Consider the following 19,773-nt stretch of genomic DNA (forward strand, 5'->3'; position numbering starts at 1 on the left):
GAGATGAGCCATTGACAATGGCGCAGCCGCGCGGGCAGGCTGTCAATACGGCAACAACAAGACAGGCTCATCTTGCCAAGTCTCCCCTCCGGCCCGATCGAGACCGGACAACATCGTCGTATCCCTGCCCGCGCCATGGCGAGAGCCTTTGACGGCGTCGGAAGGCCACCTGGATCACGACATGGGCCTGGATCACGATATAGGAACGGGGGGCTCGGCCGCTGCGCATCGAGCCACGAAGGTATTGGCGGTTCGCGCTTGTCGCTTGTCGGAAAGCCCAATAATCTGAAGCAAACGCCCAGCCGCGCAGCCCCGCGACGAGTTGGCGATGGAACACTCATAAAAAGGAGAGACGCATGATCCGCAAAGCATTCCGGCTTTCGGCGACCTCGGCATTTCTGGCGCTTTTCACCCTCGGCGCTCATGCCCAGGACCGCGTCGTCAACGTCTATAACTGGTCGGATTACATCGACAGCTCGATCATCGACGACTTCACCAAGGAAACCGGCATCAAGGTCACCTACGACACCTTCGATTCCAACGAGCTGCTTGAGACGAAACTGCTTGCCGGCGGCAGCGGCTACGACGTTGTCGTGCCGACCGCCAATTTCCTCGCACGCCAGATCCAGGCAGGCGTGTTCCAGAAGCTCGACAAGTCGAAGCTGCCCAACATTTCCAACATGTGGGACGTCGTTTCGGAGCGCACTGCCAAGTACGATCCCGGCAACGAATATTCGATCAACTACATGTGGGGCACGGTCGGCCTCGGCTATAACGTCAAGAAAGTGCAGGAAGCGCTCGGCACCGACAAGATCGACAGCTGGGACGTGTTCTTCAACCCGGAACAGCTGGCCAAGCTGAAGGATTGCGGCGTCTATGTTCTCGATTCTCCGAGCGACATCCTGCCGACCGCCTTCAAGTATCTGGGCATCGATCCCGAGACCACGTCGCTAGACGATTTCGCCAAGGCCGAAGAAGTGATGCTGAAGATCAGGCCTTACATCCGCAAGTTCCACTCGTCGGAATATATTAACGCGCTCGCCAATGGCGACATCTGTCTGGCCGTCGGCTGGTCTGGAGACGTGTTCCAGGCGCGCGACCGTGCGACGGAGGCAAACCAGGGCGTTGAGATCGGCTATTCCGTGCCGAAAGAAGGCGCCGAAATGTGGTTCGACCAGATGGCGATCCCGGCCGACGCGCCGCATGTCGCCGAGGCGCATGAATTCCTGAACTACATGATGAAGCCGGAAGTCATTGCCAAGGCGAGCAATTACATCTTCTACGCCAACGGCAACAAGGCGTCGCAGCAGTTCATCGACAAGGAGATACTCGACGATCCGGCGATCTACCCGGACGAGGCGACGCTGGCGAAACTGTTCACCATCGCCCCCTACGATTCCAAGACCCAGCGCGTCGTCACCCGCACCTGGACCAAGATCGTCACCGGGCAGTAAGCGACAATCAACGACCCCGGCAGGGTGCTGCCGGGGTCAAGTCTTCTGGGGATAGAACGCAGGACGGAGTGGGACATGAAATCGCTTGGCAGCATCCGCAGGGATTTCGCGCCATGGAACGATCCGAACGCCAAGCCATACATCCAGTTCGACAAGGTCACCAAGAAGTTCGGTGACTTCACCGCCGTCAACAATTTGTCGCTGACCATATTCGAGCGCGAGTTCTTCGCCCTGCTCGGCGCTTCCGGCTGCGGAAAGTCGACGCTTCTGCGGATGCTCGCCGGATTCGAGGATCCGACCGCCGGCCGCATCCTGCTTGACGGCCAGGATCTGCGCGGCATCCCGCCTTACCGGCGGCCGGTCAACATGATGTTCCAGTCCTATGCGCTGTTCCCGCATATGACGGTCGAGAACAACATCGCCTTCGGCCTCAAGCAGGACGGCATGCCGAAGCCCGAGATCGCGGCGCGCGTTGGAGAGATGCTGAAGCTGGTCAAGCTCGAGCAGTTCGCCAAGCGCAAGCCGCACCAATTGTCCGGCGGCCAGCGCCAGCGCGTCGCGCTTGCCCGCTCGGTCGCTAAAAGGCCGAAGGTGCTGCTGCTCGACGAGCCGTTGGGCGCGCTGGACAAGAAGCTGCGCGAGGAAACGCAGTTCGAGCTGATGGATCTGCAGCAGTCGCTCGGCCTCACCTTCGTCGTCGTCACGCACGACCAGGAAGAGGCGATGACCATGGCCGACCGCATCGCCATCATCGACAAGGGCGAGGTGATGCAGGTGGCGACGCCGGCCGAAGTCTACGAGGCGCCGGGCTCCCGTTTCGTCGCCGGCTTTGTCGGCAACGTCAACATGTTCGAAGGCAAGATTGCGCATGGCGAGGCGGGTGCTGCAAGCATAGATGCCGGCAACGGCATCACCATCCGGACCGAGAATGCCGGCGATGCCGCAACTGGCGCGGCCGTCGCCTTCGCGATCAGGCCGGAGAAGATCAGAATATCGTCGACGAGACCGGCCGGCGCCGTCAACGCCATCGAGGGCGAGGTCTACGACATCGCCTATCTCGGCGACATGACCGTCTATCACGTCAGGCTTGATGACGGCCACGTGGTGCGGGCGAGCACGATGAACGCGGCCCGCATCACCGAGGATCCGCTGAGCTGGAACGACCGCGCCTGGGTGTCGTTCCGGCCGGATGCCGGCGTCGTGCTGACTCGATAGGGGGCGGCCATGTCGAATGCCGCTGTCACCGCTGCAACAAGCTCTCGAGCCACCGCTGCGGGCAAATCCGCCCTGGCCAGACTGGGAGAGGCCTTCGTTAGCCGTCTTGTCATCCTCATTCCGTATCTCTGGCTGGTCTTCTTCTTCCTCATTCCGTTCGTCATCGTCTTCAAGATTTCGCTGTCGCAGACGGCGATCGCCATACCGCCCTACACGCCGGTGCTCGGCTTCGGCGACGGCCTTGCCGGATTTTTCGCCCAGCTGAATGAGCTCAGCATCGACAACTACACATGGCTGACGCAGGACGCGCTCTACGTCAACGCCTATGTGACGAGCGTCATCGTCGCCGCCATCTCGACGGTGCTGACATTGCTTGTCGGCTATCCGATCGCCTACGGCATGGCCCGCGCCCCGGCGATGCTGCGCCCGACTTTGCTGATGCTGGTGATCCTGCCGTTCTGGACCTCGTTCCTGATCCGGGTCTACGCCTGGATCGGCATCCTCAAGCCTGAGGGGCTGCTCAACCAGCTGCTGCTCGCCACCGGCATCATCAGCCAGCCGCTGGTCATCCTCAATACCTATACGGCGATCTTCATCGGCATCGTCTATTCCTACCTGCCGTTCATGGTGCTGCCGCTCTATTCGGCGCTGGAAAAGATGGACTATTCGCTGATCGAGGCGGCCAAGGATCTCGGCTGCCCGCCGACCAGCGCCTTCTGGAAGATCACCTTTCCGCTGTCGCTGCCCGGCGTCATCGCCGGTTGCCTGCTGGTGTTCATCCCTGCGGTCGGCGAGTTCGTCATTCCGGACCTGCTCGGCGGCTCGCAGACGCTGATGATCGGCAAGACGCTGTGGAACGAGTTCTTCGCCAATCGCGACTGGCCGGTGTCTTCGGCCGTCGCCGTCATCCTGCTGTTGCTGCTGATCGTGCCGATCATGCTCTTCCAGCGGGCCCAGGCCCGCGCCCAGGAACAAGACAAATGAACCCGACCTGGAGCCGCTTCAACATCACTTCGATCGTGCTCGGCTTTGCCTTTCTTTACCTGCCGATCGTCCTGCTCGTCGTCTTCTCTTTCAACGAATCGAAACTGGTCACCGTCTGGGGCGGCTTCTCGACCAAATGGTACGTCTCGCTGTTCCACAACCAGGGCCTCATGGATGCCACCTGGGTAACGGCCCGCGTCGCCGTCATCTCGGCCACCGTGGCGACCGTGCTCGGCACGCTGGCGGCTCTCACCTTGACGCGCTACACGCGCTTCAAGGGCCGGACGCTGTTTTCCGGCATGGTCTTTGCGCCGCTGGTCATGCCGGAAGTCATTACCGGCCTGTCGCTGCTGCTGCTCTTCGTCGCCGTCGGTCTCGACCGCGGCTTTCTCACCGTCACGCTTGCCCACATCACCCTGACCATGTGCTTCGTCGCCGTCGTCGTGCAGTCGCGCCTGATCACGTTCGACCGCTCGCTGGAAGAAGCCGCGATGGATCTTGGCGCGCCGCCGGTGAAGACCTTCTTCCAGATCACGCTGCCGGTCATCATGCCGGCGATCATATCTGGCTGGATGCTGGCGTTCACACTGTCGCTCGACGATCTGGTCATTGCCAGCTTCACTTCAGGGCCTGGCGCCACGACGCTGCCGATGAAGATCTACAGCCAGGTTCGTCTCGGTGTGACGCCGGAGATCAACGCCGCCTGCACCATCCTGATCGCGGTTGTGGCGGTTGGGGTCATCATCGCTTCGCTCGCCAACAAGCGGCGCGAGGTCCAGCGCCAGCGCGATGAGCAGGCCGCGCAGCGGGGGTGACGAGAGCGGCAGCAGCAAAAAGCCCGCAGCAAGCACTCTCGACGACGACCGCAGCAGCCTCGTCTGCCTATTCTCCCGAAACACCGCGGCTTATCGGCGAAATGAACGGCGTGCTCCACGTTCCGCCGACGAAGAACGAAGACTGGTTGGGACCTTGGCTATTTGTCTGCGTGGCTGGCTGGTCCGCCTGAATGATGCCGCCAGACAGCGCCAGCCCGCGCCCGGCATAGGAGGCGATGCCGGAAAGCCAGATCTTGTACTTCGCCGAATTCGCTTCGGCCTTGTCGATCTTCGCCACACCGTTCGAAATGCTCGCCTTGAGTTCGGCCCCGTCGATCGGCAGCGTTCCGTCGGAGACATCGTCGAGCGCGAAGAACCCGCCCTGTTCGTTGTGTTTGAGAAACGCCGGCAGGTTGAACCGGCTCAACGCGCCCTGGCCGAATTTCGCCGAAACCGAGCCGTCGGCGTTTTCGAAAATGGAATCCCAGGTTCTGCCTGGCCCCTTGAGGATGACCGAAACGGTTCCCGTGCCGATCGGCACCAGTCGCGTCATTCCGGCTGCGGTGCCAAAAGCGCCGCCGTCGATGTCGGAGGCGAGCAGCCTCATCTCGACCTGCGTGCCTTCCGGCTTGCGATCGAAACGAAGACTGCTCTGGATGTTGCCGCCAAAGGCCGATGCATCGGAAATATCGAAGACGGCAAGTCCGTTCTTGACCTGGGCGGCGGCGGCGACGTCGGCAAGCTGGATAGCGCCTGCGGTGGCCTGCGCTGCCGATAGTCTGAGATCGAGATTGATCCGGTCGGCGACGCTTATGTCGATTTCGCCGGGGCCAGCGCCGTTCGCGGGCGCCAAAGGCGTGAAGGCGGAGAGAAACGACCGCAGGTCGAGCGTCTCGAAGGCGAGCGTACCGGAGACCACCGGGCGCGCCTCGCCAAAGGAGAAATCCAGCGCACCCATTCCCGGATTGTCGTCCAAGGCGATCTCGGTGTTTTCGAATTTGATGCGGCCGGAGGTCGCCGTGAGCTTGCTGGAGACGGAAACCGAGCCAATTGCTGCGCCCGGCGCGATGCCGGCCCGCGACCATTCGAGCGCTCGCCTGAGCGAGGGTGCGGCAAATTTTGCCTGGCCGTCGAAATAGGCGTTCTCGGACATGCTAGCCACGCCGTCGAACGAAAAACTGGCAGGGGCCGCCTTGAAGGAAAGCGTCATCGGCGCCGCACCTCCGCCAAACAGCACCAGCGGGTTTGACGATGCGGCATCCACGGCGACGCTTTCGCCGCGCCAGATCCCGGTCGCCGACAGCGTCGCATTGCTGTTCATTACGGCCCAGTTCGCCTGGCCGCTCAGGCTGCTCAGTATCTCAGCGTCCTTGCCATCGACGGAGGTCACCACGCGGCCGTTCCTGAACTCCACGGTGCCGAACGGATCAGCCGGCAGCTTGCCCAGGTCCGGCTTGGCTGGATTGGCGCTGACAACGGCGCGAGCGATGTCGATGGACCGGGTAATGCGCCCGCCCGAAGGCAGGGCGGGCAGGAAAAATCCATGTGCTGCGCGTTGAACCCTGATCGTCGGCCGGATCAGCCGCGCCGTCGAGAACACCACATTGCCACGCAACGCCGCCATGGCGGAGAGATTGACCTCGACCCGTTCAGCCTCGATCACCGGCGGCGCGGCGGTCTCTGTCCATTGCGAAAGTGTCACGTCGCTCAGGATGGCACGGAAATTCGGCCAGACCTCGATCCGTGGCGCGCCGTCGATGGTGACCCTGAAACCGCTCCACGCACTCATTTCCCAGGCGATGCGGTCGCGCACGATACGGGTCGAGGCGACGAGCGGCAGGGCGGCAACGGCTAGCGCGATGACGAGTACGGCAACGCCGATCGCCCATATTCCGCGCCGGATCAAAGGTGATGGCATGTCGCCCCGTATGCTTCCGTTCCGACAAAAAATCGCCCGACGGGTGTAACCCACGGCTGACGCATTTCAAGTCATTATGGCCCAGCGATGGCATTTGCGCACATCCGCGTCGCTCGGCCGAACAAAATCTTGCTCTGCTGCGCTGCGATATGCATAAGCGATGCCAATGCATGTCGCCAAAATGCGCAACGTTTTCGGATAACGACATGCGTAAAAACGAAAGTCTAAGGCGCGTCGCGTGAATCTCTTTAGACGTAACGTGCTTTAAGGAGGAACGATCATGGCTGGCGACGCACCGCTCTGGATACCGACCAAAGACCAGATCGACGCGGCGCCGATGACTGCCTTCATGCAGGCCGCGGCGGCCGCAACCGGCAAGGTTTTTTCCTCCTACACCGATCTTCATCGTTGGTCGATCGACGATCGCGAGGCGTTCTGGAGCCTGGTCTGGGACTTTTGCGGGATCGTCGGCGACAAGGGCGCCAGTGGGGGCGCCAGTGGGGGCGAGCGCGTGCTTGTCGATGGCGACAAAATGCCCGGCGCTGCCTTTTTTCCCGACGCGAAGCTGAACTTCGCCGAAAACCTGTTGAAGAAAACCGGGCTCGGTGACGCCATCGTCTTTCGCGGCGAGGACAAGGTCGAGCGCCGGCTCTCCTGGAACGAGTTGCATGCGCTGACCTCGCGGCTGCAGCAGCTTTTCCTGTCGCTCGGGGTGAAAAAGGGAGACCGCATCGCCGCCATGATGCCCAACATGCCTGAGACCGTCGCGGCAATGCTGGCGACAGCCTCGATCGGCGCCGTGTGGTCGTCCTGCTCTCCCGATTTCGGCGAGCAGGGCGTTCTGGACCGGTTCGGCCAGATCGAGCCTGTCGTCTTCATCGCGCCCGACGGTTACTGGTACAATGGCAAGGCGATCGAGGTCGCCGACAAGATCGCGGCGGTTGCAGCAAAGCTTCCGACCGTCGGCAAAGTGCTGATCGTCGACTATCTCGGCACGTCGACCGATGTGGCGGTGACCATCGAGAAGGCGACTGCGCTGGACGAGGCGCTGTCATCCTTTGCAGCCAAGCCCGTCACCTTCGAACGGTTGCCGTTCGCGCATCCGCTCTACATCCTGTTTTCTTCCGGAACGACCGGCATTCCCAAATGCATTGTCCATTCGGCCGGCGGAACGCTGATCCAGCATGTCAAGGAAGAACGGCTCCACGCCGGCCTGCTCGACGGCGACCGCTTCTTCTATTTCACCACCTGCGGCTGGATGATGTGGAACTGGCTGGTCTCAGGCCTGGCATCGGGCGCAACCCTTCTGCTTTACGACGGGTCGCCGTTTTATCCCAACGGCAACGTGCTGTTCGACTTTGCCGACGCCGAGAAGATGACCTATTTCGGCACCTCGGCCAAATTCATCGATTCCGTGCGCAAGGCCGGCCTCAGGCCGATCAACACGCACGATCTTTCCAGCGTGCGCACGATCTCCTCCACCGGCTCGCCACTGTCGCCGGAAGATTTCCGTTTCGTCTATGACGGCATCAAGAAAGACGTGCATCTCGCCTCGATCTCGGGCGGCACCGACATCGTCTCCTGCTTCGTGCTCGGCGTGCCGACGCAACCGGTATGGATCGGAGAGATCCAGGCACCTGGCCTCGGCCTCGCCGTCGATGTCTCGGACGACGACGGCCAGCCGCTCAGGCAGGAAAAGGGTGAGCTCGTCTGCACCAAGGCGTTTCCGGCGATGCCGATCGGTTTCTGGAACGATCCCGAAGACAAGAAATACCACGCCGCCTATTTCGAGCGCTTCGACAATGTCTGGTGCCACGGCGACTTCGCCGAATGGACCGCCCATGGCGGCCTGATCATCCATGGCCGTTCCGACGCGACGCTCAATCCGGGCGGTGTGCGGATCGGCACTGCGGAGATCTACAACCAGGTCGAGCAGATGCCGGAAATCCTCGAAGCGCTGTGCATCGGCCAGGACTTCGACAATGACGTGCGCGTCGTGCTGTTCGTGCGGCTGGCTGCCGGGGTTGAACTCGACGCCGAGCTGGAACAACGCATCCGCGCGAAAATCCGCAGCGGCGCGAGTCCGCGCCACGTGCCGGCTAAAATCGTCGCCGTCGCCGACATTCCGCGCACCAAATCGGGCAAGATCACCGAGCTCGCGGTGCGCGACGTGGTGCATGGCCGCGCCGTCAAGAATAAAGAGGCGCTGGCCAATCCCGAAGCGCTCGAGCTGTTCCGCGACCTGCCGCAGCTGGCCGATTAGTTTCTCGAGGTCCAGACGTGAGAACCGTCACGCGTTCAACCGGAGCCGAGCATGGTTAACGAAATATCTCGCTCGAATTTACCTAGATTTCATGAGTGGTACACATTGGTAAATTTTTCGCGGTGCCGGTAAGGTTTTGTTAAGGGCCGACATCGATAGTCGTGCGTAACTTGAGGGAGAAATCCCGTTCCTCTAAATCCCCAGAGGATCTGAATTCGCTCAAGCCCCCGATGTACAGCAACCGATCATTCAAGGCGTCCTGTTGGACGCCTTTCTTTTTGGAGCATCGGACCCAAAAGTGGGCACCGGTTTTGGGAAAATCCGATGCTCAAACAAAAAGACAGGGCGGCGACACGGACGACCGAAAGTCCGCCGCTCTATTCCGCCAGCACGCGGGTCGACGGGAAAGCGACTTCGACCAGAGTGCCCTCGCCGGGGGTCGAGTTGATGGTGAACCGGGCCCGGTTCGCTTCGACCATGGCCTTGGTCAGTGGCAGCCCGAGACCGGTGCCGTCGCCGCGCCCGCGCTTCAGCGCGTTGATCTGCTTGAACGGCTTGAGCGCCTGCTCGATCTCGGATTGGCTCATGCCGATGCCGGTGTCGCGCACGCGCATCACCACGTCACCGGAGTTCTCGTAGGCTGTCGATACGATCACCTGGCCGCCGGCCTGCGTGTAGCGAATGGCATTCGACAGGATGTTCAGCGCGATCTGGCGCACGCTGCGCAGATCGGCTACCACTTCCGGCAGCCGGGAAGCGAAACTGGAGCGGATGATGACACGTTCGCGGTTGGCTTGCGGCTGCATCATCGCCACCGTCTCGGCCAGCGTGTCGTTGAGCGACACTGCCTCATAGGCCATCTCCTGCTGGCCGGCCTCGATTTTCGAAATATCGAGCAGATCGTTGACCAGGTCGAGCACATGGTTGCCCGACCGGTTGATGTCGCGCAGATAGTCGCGGTAGCGGTCATTGGCGACCGGTCCGAACTTCTCGTCGACCATCAGCTCGGAGAACCCGATGATGGCGTTGAGCGGCGTGCGGATTTCGTGGCTGATGCGGGCGAGGAAGTCGGTCTTCTGCGAGGAGGCGCGCTCGGCCACGGCGCGCGCCTGCGTCAGATCCTCTTCGGCCCGCTTCCACTGGGTGATGTCGCGCACTACCGCGCAGAAGCCGCTGTCGTTGGGCAGCCTGCCGATGGTCATGAACAGCGGAATGAAGCGCCCCTGCGCCTCGCGTCCGATCACCTCGCGGCCGTCGTTGAGCACGCTCGCCACGCCGGGCTCGGACAATCCGTCGAGATAGTCTCGCGCGGCGCGCTGGCTTTCGATCGCGAACAGCGAGACGAAGGGCTTGCCGGTTACCTCGTCGCTGTCGAAACCAAACAGGGCTTCCGCCGGTCGGCTGATCGAGCGGATCGTTCCGTCCCGGCCGATCAGCACGACGCCGTCGGTCGCGGTGTCGATGATGGTGCGCATCTCGGCGATGCGCGCCTTGAGCTCGGAAGTGTCCGGCTGCGTCTGGTCGTCGGCGGCACCTGCTGCCTCGTCGTCGCCGGAACGGCGCACGACCAGCATCAGCGCCTTGCCGCCACGCCAGGGAACCGAGCGCAGAATGGCCTCGATCGGGAACTCCTGACCCTCACGCGTCTTCAACCGCAGCGCGTGATCGGTTCCATCGGACGCGCTGCCGTCGTAAGGATCGGCAAACAGCGCGTCGAGGCCACCGGCATCCTCCAGCTTGTCGAGCGTGTCATAGCCGGTCAGGCTGAGGAATTCCTCGTTCGCATAGTGAAGATCGTCGCCGGAATGGATGAGCAGCGGCACCGGCAGCTTGCCGAGGATCGAAACGTCCGGAGCCTTGCTGTCATCAGCAGTCGAAAAAGCCGACGGCACGAACCCCTCGAGCTTGAGCGGCGGCACCTGCAGGCGCGGCCGCTCGATCGTCGCCGGTTCGACGTCGCCGGCATCGCCGATGTCATCGGTCGGCGAACCGGTTTCACCGTCATCGGGCCGCGCCCAGTCCTCGCTGTCTTCTGCATCGCGGAAATCGGCAGCCGTCATGCTGTCGTCGTCGTCGGCAACCGATCGACTGGCGGCGTCGGTGGGCTCAGCGATCTCCTGCGCCGGCTTGTCCGGCTCGGAAACCGGCGTACCGTCGCCATTGTCGGCGACGTAGTCCCGGTCGGCGTAGTCGAGCAGCGAGCCTGAGATGTCGGACACGGTTGCTTGCGGCTGCTCACCGTCGAGCCTTGCGACGTCCTTCTCGTCTTGGACATCGGTTTCGTCTTGGACATCGGTTTCGGTCGGGACTGCCCCAGCCGGCTCTGCCGCAATTGCGGCATCGGGCGGTTCGGTCGGGGGATTGTCCTTTTTGAGCCGCTCGCCGATCTCGCGGAATGCACTGCGTTCCAGCGTCGACAGGCCTTTGTCGTTGGCCGGCTGCCGGTGCTCGGCCAACCGGATCACCTTGTCGGCAAAGCGCCGCTCCGGCTTCGGCACGATGCTCAGCGCCGGCACCTCGCCCTGGAACGGGTCGGCTTTGTCAGGCGTTTCGACGACTTCCGGCTCGACGGCCGCGGGGGCGTCGGCATTGGCGACAAGCGCCATACCGATCGCTTCCGGATCGACCACCGCATCGCCGGTGCGGGCAACGCCGAAACCGCGAAAACCTTCGAAGGCACGGCTGCGGCCGTAGACGGGCAGCGCCGCAAGGTCGACGGGTATCTTGAAATCGGTGCCGGCAACCGGCCACAGCACAGAGCGGCCGGACCAGGTATCGCGTCGGTCGAGCAGGCCGGCGATCTCGCCGGTCGCATCGAGGTCGAAGGTGGCCGCGACGTCCCTGAAGCGCCGGCCGATCACATCGGCGGCAGGCTTGCCGACGAGTTCCGCGAATTCCGGCGACAGGGCACTGAACCTGCCCTCGGCGTCGGTGCGCCAGACGAAACGCAGGGGCGCCGCCCCGCGGTCGATCGAGGGGATGGCACGCTCAGTCGGGGAGGCGGCCCTGATGGCATCTCGTGCGGAACTTTCCGCCGAAGCATCCGCCTCGACAGGACCGGATGCATCCAGTCCCGGCTTTTGCGCCTCGTCCTCGCTGGCGCTGAAATACCAATGGTCATGCTGTGGAGATATTCCGCCGGCCGCTTCCAGACCCTGCTCGGTTGAATCGGGCGCGCTTGAATCGGGCCTAGTCGAATCGGGCCCGGTGGAATCGGGAACATCATTCTCCGCCGACAGCGAAGTGTCTTCGTCGGCTGCCGGAACTGTCTGAGCTGCCGCATCCGTTTTCGCGACTGTTGCCGGCGCGTTGTCCTGTTCTGCTTTTGGCGGGATTGCGGCATCGGCCGGCGCCACCGCGCTGGGCTCGCCAGCAGGGGCTGCTTCGGAGTCCAGCTGGTTCTCGTCGATCACCACCAGCAGGTGCCGCTCATCCGTCAGCCGGGCGAGGCCGGCCGGGTAGGAAGTGGTGCCGCCCGGAACAAGGCGTTTGACGATGCGACCGCTTTCGTTCGCAACATCGGCGACAAGCGCTGCCAGCGTTTCGGGCAAGATGCCGAGTGCCGAAAAACCATCGGAAGCGGCCTCGATGTTGCCCTTGGCATCGACGAAGGCGATGAAATGACCGTCTTCGGTAAAGCCGCTGATCGCCCGAGCGGCGATCTCGGCGGCGCTGCGCGAGCCGGTCTGCGTCGCCGGCACCGCCAAGATGATCGCGTTTTCGCCGTCAGGCATTGTCACCGCGCTGGCCAGAAAGCCAACCGCGCGGCTGGTCAGGCCGGTTGCCAGCCGGACCGTGATGGCGCGGTCGCGGCCGATCTGTGGAAAACCGCTTGTCGCCATGATCTGGCGCCTGGCGATCAGCGGCAAGCCGGCCGAGGCGCCGATGATCGCCTCGATGTCGGGATAGCCGAACGCCGCTGCCCCTGGTCCGTTGGCCCAGATCACCTGTTCAAGGTCTGCTGACAAAAGGGCCACCGCGTCGCCGGCGGCAAAGCGCTGGCGGACCGCGTCGAGCACGGCGACGTCGAGGAAGGAGTAGTTTTCAGACGGCATGCGCTTTGGGAACCCTCACCGAGCGGGCGGTTTGCAGTTAACGCTTTGTTAATAAAAGCCGACGGCGCGAAGGTCCACAAGTCATAGCGTGCAACCGCCGGAATCTCTGGGCTCGTGGTTAACGTAGGGAAAGAATTTATGGTGCACTGCAACAAAGTTATTGCAATGCACAAGATTTGCCTTTATATTGCCAACATACATGAACGAGACGGCTTTCCTGTCGAAGCCGCTGCCACTGCAAAGGATGGAAAATTGTCCAGGACCAAGACCGCTGATACCATAGAAAACGTTGAATTCCCGAGCTTCGACGCTTCCAAGGCCACCGACCAGATCCGTGCTTTCGCCGAAAAGGGCGTGGAGCAGTCGAAAGAGGCCTATGCCAAGCTGAAGACCGGCGCCGAAGAGACTCAGAAGGCTCTTGAGTCCACCTTTGAGACCGCCAAGACCGTTTCCAGCGACCTGTCGCTCAAGACCATTGCCGCTCTGCGCGCCAATACCGAAGCCGGCTTGTCGCATTTCGAAGCTCTGATCGGCGCCAAGTCGCTGTCGGAAGTCGTCGAACTGCAGACCGCATTCCTGCGCAAGCAAGTCGAGATGACTGTCGAGCAGGCAAAGGATTTCCAGACCGTCGCCTCCAAGGCGGCCGAGGACGTCTCCAAGCCGATCAAGACCGCCTTCGAGAAGGCGATGAAGGAAGTTAAGGCCGCCTAATATTTGCGCATAGCTCGAAGATGCAACAAAAGGTCGCATTTCTTCGAACAGGATTATGTGAGATATAGTGGTCGAAGCGAATACCCGGCGGGTGGAACCTCCTCCCTCTGCTCTCCGGGATAACCAGCCAGCACCTCCTCCCGCTGGCTCGGAACAGGAAAAGGCCGGCACCTCCTCCCGCCGGCCTTTTTCTTTGCCCGGCGAAAATATGATGTCGATGCCGGAGCGCTCTTTCCCTACTGCGCCGCGCGCCTTCTTTGGCGCGCAAAGGACGCGGTGGAGCCTGGGATTTTGCGCAGATTAGTCCGTAAATCGATTCTGATTCTCGTGGTCATGCGTGGCCAAAAGCCTTGAATTAGACTCCGATAGCCCGTATGGACGCATCGCCGAACGAAAGAGCGGGTCGCGGAGAACGAACGTTCCCATCCCGCTCAGGCGAACGTGCCGTTGTAGCTCAGATGGTTAGAGCGCCGGATTGTGGATCCGGAGGTCGCTGGTTCGATCCCAGCCAACGGTACCATTGGCTGTCTCTGGTGCGGTTGGCTTCTTCGGTTTCGGCCGCTTCTCTTGGCTACAGGGGTCCGTTCTTTCGGAGGCAGCTCGGCCGGTGCCCCGCTTGGTTCGGATTCCTGATGCATGTCGCGCAAAAGCATGCCCTTGGGCCTGACCCAGGGCCTGAGCAAAAGCATGCCCTTGCGCCTGATCCAGGGCCTGACCCGAGGGCGCGCAGCGGTGACATGCATAAAACAAGAACTTAAAGCGCGTCGCATGAATCCCTTCAAACGCGACGCGCTTTAGCCTTAGTCAAGCTTCCGAGTAACGGCAATGTGATGCGAGATTTGGTTACCAACCATCTCAGGCGACACGTGCGGCGAAGATGTCCTTCTTCACCACCGCATGTACCCCCCAGTTTCCATCGACGACCTGGGTGATGCCGAAGTCTACTCCGATCGACATCAGGGAAATCGCCTCGTCCTCTGTTAGTCCTTTGGTTGTCATGAGGAAGTGGCGCATCTTCCGGAACGCGTCGCGTAGCGCTCTGTCGACAGACGACTTGGAATAGATGTCGCTCTGAGCGCTCGGCCCCAGTTCCTCAAGATAGTTGGCGTAGGAAAACCCATGCACCAGCCAGTCGGTTTGCGTCTCGAGCATGGGGTAGTTGAGCTCCTCGAGCGGTGTGCCGGCAAGGTCCGCTTTCTTGTGCAAGATGAGCTGGAACGTGCCGGTGAGCGAGCATTCGATCGCCGTACCGCATAATTCGCTGTCGCCTTGGCTGGCATGGGGATCACCGACCGAGAGCAGCGCGCCGTCGACGGAGACCGGATAATACATCGTGGCGCCCTTGCCGATGCGCCAGTTGTCGATGTTGCCGCCGGTGTAGCTCGGCGGAATGGTGTCAACGACGTCGGCTTCCTTCGGTGCCAGTCCGATCGTACCGAAATGCGGGCGAATAGGCAGTCTGACACCCTTCAGCACATCGTAGTTTCGTTTGGTCAGGCCGTGGTCGACCGGAACCCCGGGATAGTCGATCGTGTCATGCCTGACGCCGAACGGATCGGTCTGCGGAACCCATTGGAAATTGTAAACCGCTTCGGCCCAGCTTTTGCCGCCGGCATTGTCGACCTCGTAGATGGTGACGACCTCGCGCTTGGTGCCGCCAAGCAGGTCATTGTAGTGGAAACCCCAATTGGCCGCGGCGTTGGAGCCATATGACTTGCCGCTGAACTTGGGATTGCCGGACGGACGCGGCTCGCAATCGAGAATCCGCACCTCTAATATGTCGCCCGGCTCCGCGTCGCGGACATAGACCGGGCCGGTCATGATGTGCACGCCCTGCCCCTCACCAGAGCCTTTCTTGTACTTGGCCGGGTCGGTAGGGCCGGCGCCGCGGCGGTCGACGCCCTTCTTCTCTTTCGTCCAGAGATAGACGCTCTCTGCACCCTCGTCGCCGTCGACCATGCGCTCCAAATCATCGCCCGCATGGTGGGTGAGCGACTCGATCGTGACGATGTCACCGGAATTGACCTCGATGCGCGGCTTCAGCGATTTGCTGAAGTAGCCCCAATGCACGGTCTCGGCGTTGGCCGGCAAATAATGATAGGCGCGTTGTGCAGGCAGCTTCGATGTCGTGGCCTGCGCCAGTGCGGGTGTGACCAGCGAGATGCCACCGGCGCCCAGCGTGGCCAGACCGCTGGCTGCGAACAGGCCCCCCTTCAGAAAGCCGCGTCGCTCGGCATTTAGATCCTGCTTCAACTTCTTGTAGTGAAGCTCGAAATGCGGACAGCTGAGATCATCGCCTTTGCACATGACCAGTCCCCTTGTTTTTGTTGGAAGGAATGTGCGCGATGTTATGCACCACGCGCGCCGTCGGCAATCCAGCCAACCGGCCGCGAAAATCGATGCATCGCGCTAAGCCCTAAAAGACATAAAGTTAATTCAATGGTTTACGCTTGCGTCGGCAACATCGGCGAGCTTGAGCTCCGCCTGGTGACAGGGTAAAGTCAAGAGATTGTTCGCATGCGCACAAAGACTGTAGCCCTAAAGTCAATTCGGCGGGCGGGTCGCCTGATGACGTAACGCGTCCCGGAAAGGCCGCATGCAGTATGGCCAACAAGGACCCTCTTCTCTTATGGTTGCGGCTCTGCGATCGATCGACCACCTGCCCCTCGAACACCGCGACAAGGCGTGGCTCGACTGGTTTGAGGAGCTTTCCCTTTCCGCGTCTGTCGACGACCAGCCGATCCCGAGAGGCACCATGCACCTTCGGGCAGCGAACGCCACCACGCGCCTCGCCGACGTCTCTGGCACACCCCAGCGCATAGTGCCGATGCGCCGGGACCACGGGATTCTCTTCGCTCTCATCGTTGCTGGGCGCGGGCGTCTTGTCGCCCCGCACCAGGCGTTCGATCTCGCGGACGGCGACATGATGGTGCTGGGCACGGCCGACGACTGGTCTTTGACCTTTCGCAGTGACTTCCGCGCGTTCATACTTCAGGCGGCCGCCGGTCCGCTGGAAGCACGGCTGGGCCGCAGCGGCATCCGCTTGCCGAAGGTGCTAGCCAGCACCGTCGTCGCTGCGGTCGCGAAATCCGGATTGCGAACGCTGGGCTCCAATCTCGAGACTTCCGGTGCGGCCGATCTGACAGCCGCTGAAGTGGCTTTGACGGAACTCGTGGCAAGCGCCCTGCTCGGCGAGGTACGTGAACCGGCTGGCAGCCTGACCGGGGTGCAGACGGCGCATTTCAGGCGCGTCGCGGCGACGATTGACGCCCGGCTGTCGGACCCGGATCTTGCCTTGGCCTTGATCGCGAGACTGGAAGGCCTTTCCGTGCGCTACGCACAAAAACTGTTCGAGGGGCGCGGCGAAAGCTTCTCCGAATATGTGCGCCAGCAGCGCCTCGAACATTGCCGCATAGACCTGGCGGATCCCAACCATGCACATGAAAGCGTGGCCGCGATCGGACAGCGCTGGGGCTTTCGCGATCAATCGCATTTCAGCCGCACTTTCGGCGCGACGTTTGGAATGAGTCCCAGGCAGGTGAGGCGCGCAAGGTCGCAGACGGAGGAGGCTTATCCGCTGCGCGGCAAACCGGACGGCCGCAAGACGGCGGCGGCGCGGCCGGCCCCGATGCTGCAGGCCCCTGTGGATCGCCCGCCAACGGCAAGAGCGCGCGAACGGACGGACCATTGGCATTTGCCAGCAACAGCGGAAACCGTGCATTGGGGCTTTTTCAGCCGCTCGCTGCCGCCGGTGTTGCGCGTCGATCCGGGCGACTCAGTCACCGTTGAGACGCTCACTCAGCACGCGGGCGACGACTGGCAGCGGATGGTGGCGGGCGACAGCGGGGCTGAAAGCGTGTTCGATTGGTCACCCGAACACAAGCGCGTCGACCGTCGCGGGGCCGGTCCGGCCAACGCTTCCATCTTCGGGCGCGGCGCCGGCGAGGGGTTCGGCGTTCACATCATGACTGGCCCGATCTATGTGCGCGGCGCCGAGCCAGGCGACGTGCTCGAGATCGAGTTCGTCGAAATTCGGCCACGGCCGAGCGCTGCCTTCCCCGGCAAGGCCTTCGCATCGAACGTATCGGCATGGTGGGGGTATCATTATCACGACCTTCTGGACCGGGATGCCAAACGCGAAACGGTGACTATCTTCGAAATCGACATGCAGTGCCCGGCCGCAGCGCGGCCGCTATACAGCTACGAATGGCAGCCGCAGACCGACCCCTTCGGCGTTGTCCACGCGACGATCGACTATCCTGGCATACCCGTCGACCACAGCAAGGTTTCGCATCGCGACTTGAGTGGTAGCGGCGTGCGCATACCGGCGCGCATGCATTTCGGGTGCATCGCGGTGGCTCCGCGCGAGGCCGACCTGGTCGATTCCATTCCGCCGGGCTATTTCGGCGGCAATGTCGACAATTGGAGGATCGGAGCCGGCGCGAAGCTTTATTTGCCCGTTGCGGTTCAGGGCGCACTGCTCTCGCTCGGCGATGGACATTTCGCGCAGGCGGACGGCGAGATCAACGGCACGGGCCTTGAGTGTTCGCTGACCGGCGACATCGTCATAAAGCTACACAAGGCTGGCGACGCGTGTCCGGCTTTCCTGCGCGGTCTAAACTCGCCGCTCATAGAAACCCAGCACAGTTGGGTGATACAGAGCTTCAGCCACCCAAACTATCTCAGGGACCTGGGCAGCAACGCGCAGTCGGACGTTTACAAGACATCCACCATCGATTTGGCGCTGCGCAACGCCTTCCGCCAGACGCGCCGATTGATCATGCAGACATACGATCTCACGGAGGACGAGGTGCTGAGCATCATGTCGCTTGCTGCCGACTTCGGCATCACACAAGTCGCCGACGGAAACTTCGGCGTGCATGCCACGATCACCAAATCCGTGTTCGGCGAGCGACAGCACAGCCAGCCTACCGCTCGCCCCTGACCACCCCCTTTCGAGCCGCCTGCGAACTGAGCACGGCAGCCAGTGCTGCCGTCGTCCCGAGCCGCTCGACAACTATCGGAGATCACGCAGCGGTTTCATTGATGGCGGGTGCCCTCATAACTCCGTACCGTGCTCTTTTGTGCCACCTCAAGCGCTTGGCTGAGAGGCACCGCCTCGGAGAATAGGAAGCCCTGAGCAGTTCTGCAGCCAAGCTTGTACAGAATTTGCCGATCCGCCTCTGTTTCGACGCCCTCGGCCATGACATCGATCCCGAGCGCCCGACCAAGATCGATCACCGTTTTGACAAGCAGCCGGTCCTCCCGAGACTTGGCTAAGCCGCGAATGAAGCCTTGGTCTATTTTCACCTTGCGTATCCGACTGTCTTTGAGCGATGCCAACGTGGAAAAGCCGGTGCCGAAGTCATCGAGCGCGATGGAAATGCCGGCATGTGAAAGCCGTCCGAGCTTTTCATCTACTCTGTCCGGGTCCACTGGAGATTCTTCGGTAATCTCGATTTCGAACATCGTTGTCGGGAGGTCTCTTGCCGCCAGACCATTCAGAACCATGTCGTCGATATCGCCGGCTTCCAATTCGCGCGGTGAAACATTCATTGCCACACGAACATCTCGACGGTCAGCTTTCACCAAGCCGTCGATAAGAGCACAACAGTCGGAGAATACCGTTTGAGTTAGCAGTTGAAGCATTCCGGTTTCGCGTGCGGCTGTCATGATTTCGGGTGGAGAGATGGAACCATGGATCGGATGGGACCACCTTAGCAAGGCCTCAAAACCGATCACGGCCTCGGTGTCGAGCCTTACGATGGACTGGAACCAAGGTGCCAGCCTTCTCGCCTCTATCGCCGAATGAAGGTCGCGTTCGATGGACTGGCGACGTTGCAATTCCGTGTCGAGTTCGGCATCGAACAGGCAAAATTCGTTCCTGCCACGACGCTTGGCCGTGTAAAGGGCAACATCCGCCCGCAGCAACATTTCCGTCAGCCCCGGCCGTTCAGCCAAGTATATTCCGATCGATGCACCGATCCGGACGGACGCGACCTCAGAATAGGGGCTGGCGACTTTGGCTATGATATTGGATGCGAGGCTACTGGGAGAAAGCGAACTCCTGAGTGAGGGAAAAAACAGCACGAACTCATCGCCGCCGATACGGGCGAGCGTTGAGCCTGCCGGCGCTTCCTGCTCTATCCGGCGGGCGATCCTGACGAGCAGTTCATCACCGGTCCTGTGACCGTAGGTATCGTTGACGGATTTGAAGCCGTCCAGATCAATCAGCATTGCAACGAAGGGGCCGCCTGTATTCTCGAGCTGATTGATCGCGTGTTCGAGGCCCCGTCTGTTGAGAAGGGCCGTAAGGTGGTCCTCCCTGGAATTGCGCTCATTTTCCGCCCCAAGCGGC

Annotated in this window: 11 protein-coding genes and 1 tRNA gene; 8 read left to right on the top strand and 4 right to left on the bottom strand. The window is 61.7% G+C overall.

Features of this window, described 5'->3' with window-relative positions; translation table 11 throughout:
- Positions 1-356 precede the first annotated feature (356 nt).
- From NMG80_RS17970 to NMG80_RS17985, 4 genes are all read left to right on the top strand, one after another.
- On the top strand, positions 357-1,454 hold the full coding sequence (locus NMG80_RS17970) for a polyamine ABC transporter substrate-binding protein (protein ID WP_254019331.1): 1,098 nt from the start codon (positions 357-359) through the stop codon (positions 1,452-1,454).
- A 75-nt stretch (positions 1,455-1,529) separates the two neighbouring features.
- Positions 1,530-2,669: an ABC transporter ATP-binding protein gene (locus NMG80_RS17975; RefSeq protein ID WP_254019332.1), complete on the top strand. Its 1,140-nt coding sequence runs from the start codon at positions 1,530-1,532 to the stop codon at positions 2,667-2,669.
- 9 nt (positions 2,670-2,678) lie between these two features.
- Complete coding sequence (locus NMG80_RS17980; RefSeq protein ID WP_254019333.1) at positions 2,679-3,653, top strand: ABC transporter permease subunit; 975 nt, start codon at positions 2,679-2,681, stop codon at positions 3,651-3,653.
- Entirely contained in the window at positions 3,650-4,468 is an 819-nt protein-coding gene (locus tag NMG80_RS17985; RefSeq protein ID WP_254019334.1) for an ABC transporter permease, read from the top strand. The genes NMG80_RS17980 and NMG80_RS17985 overlap by 4 nt, the downstream gene beginning before the upstream one ends.
- 67 nt (positions 4,469-4,535) lie before the next feature.
- Here NMG80_RS17985 and NMG80_RS17990 read toward each other — a convergent pair whose 3' ends face one another.
- The gene (locus NMG80_RS17990) at positions 4,536-6,386 is read right to left on the bottom strand and encodes an AsmA family protein (protein ID WP_254019335.1); all 1,851 of its coding nucleotides are present in this window, start codon (positions 6,384-6,386) and stop codon (positions 4,536-4,538) included.
- A gap of 280 nt (positions 6,387-6,666) precedes the next feature.
- On the opposite strand from NMG80_RS17990, the gene NMG80_RS17995 reads away from it, so the two are divergent.
- Positions 6,667-8,649 carry an acetoacetate--CoA ligase gene (locus NMG80_RS17995; RefSeq protein ID WP_254019336.1) on the top strand — a complete coding sequence of 661 codons (1,983 nt, stop codon included), beginning with the start codon at positions 6,667-6,669 and terminating at the stop codon, positions 8,647-8,649.
- Between the two features lie 377 nt (positions 8,650-9,026).
- Here the strand turns inward: NMG80_RS17995 and NMG80_RS18000 are convergent, their stop codons facing one another.
- The gene (locus NMG80_RS18000; RefSeq protein ID WP_254019337.1) at positions 9,027-12,704 is read right to left on the bottom strand and encodes a PAS domain S-box protein; all 3,678 of its coding nucleotides are present in this window, start codon (positions 12,702-12,704) and stop codon (positions 9,027-9,029) included.
- A gap of 252 nt (positions 12,705-12,956) precedes the next feature.
- Here NMG80_RS18000 and NMG80_RS18005 point away from each other — a divergent pair, with 252 nt between their 5' ends.
- Together NMG80_RS18005 and NMG80_RS18010 are read left to right on the top strand one after the other, a co-directional pair.
- Positions 12,957-13,415 carry a phasin gene (locus tag NMG80_RS18005; RefSeq protein WP_254019338.1) on the top strand — a complete coding sequence of 153 codons (459 nt, stop codon included), beginning with the start codon at positions 12,957-12,959 and terminating at the stop codon, positions 13,413-13,415.
- Between the two features lie 443 nt (positions 13,416-13,858).
- A tRNA-His gene (locus NMG80_RS18010) sits at positions 13,859-13,935 on the top strand.
- A 335-nt stretch (positions 13,936-14,270) separates the two neighbouring features.
- Here NMG80_RS18010 and NMG80_RS18015 read toward each other — a convergent pair.
- Positions 14,271-15,722, bottom strand: a complete 1,452-nt coding sequence (locus NMG80_RS18015; protein ID WP_254019339.1) for an acetamidase/formamidase family protein — start codon at positions 15,720-15,722, stop codon at positions 14,271-14,273.
- A gap of 322 nt (positions 15,723-16,044) precedes the next feature.
- Between NMG80_RS18015 and NMG80_RS18020 the strand changes: the two genes are divergently transcribed.
- The gene (locus NMG80_RS18020; RefSeq protein ID WP_254019340.1) at positions 16,045-18,360 is read left to right on the top strand and encodes an acetamidase/formamidase family protein; all 2,316 of its coding nucleotides are present in this window, start codon (positions 16,045-16,047) and stop codon (positions 18,358-18,360) included.
- A 95-nt stretch (positions 18,361-18,455) separates the two neighbouring features.
- Here NMG80_RS18020 and NMG80_RS18025 read toward each other — a convergent pair.
- Positions 18,456-19,773: putative bifunctional diguanylate cyclase/phosphodiesterase (locus tag NMG80_RS18025; RefSeq protein ID WP_436798634.1), on the bottom strand; the 1,318-nt coding region annotated here is incomplete at its 5' end.

This window comes from Mesorhizobium escarrei (assembly GCF_935825525.1).
Taxonomy (GTDB): Bacteria; Pseudomonadota; Alphaproteobacteria; order Rhizobiales; family Rhizobiaceae; genus Mesorhizobium; species Mesorhizobium escarrei.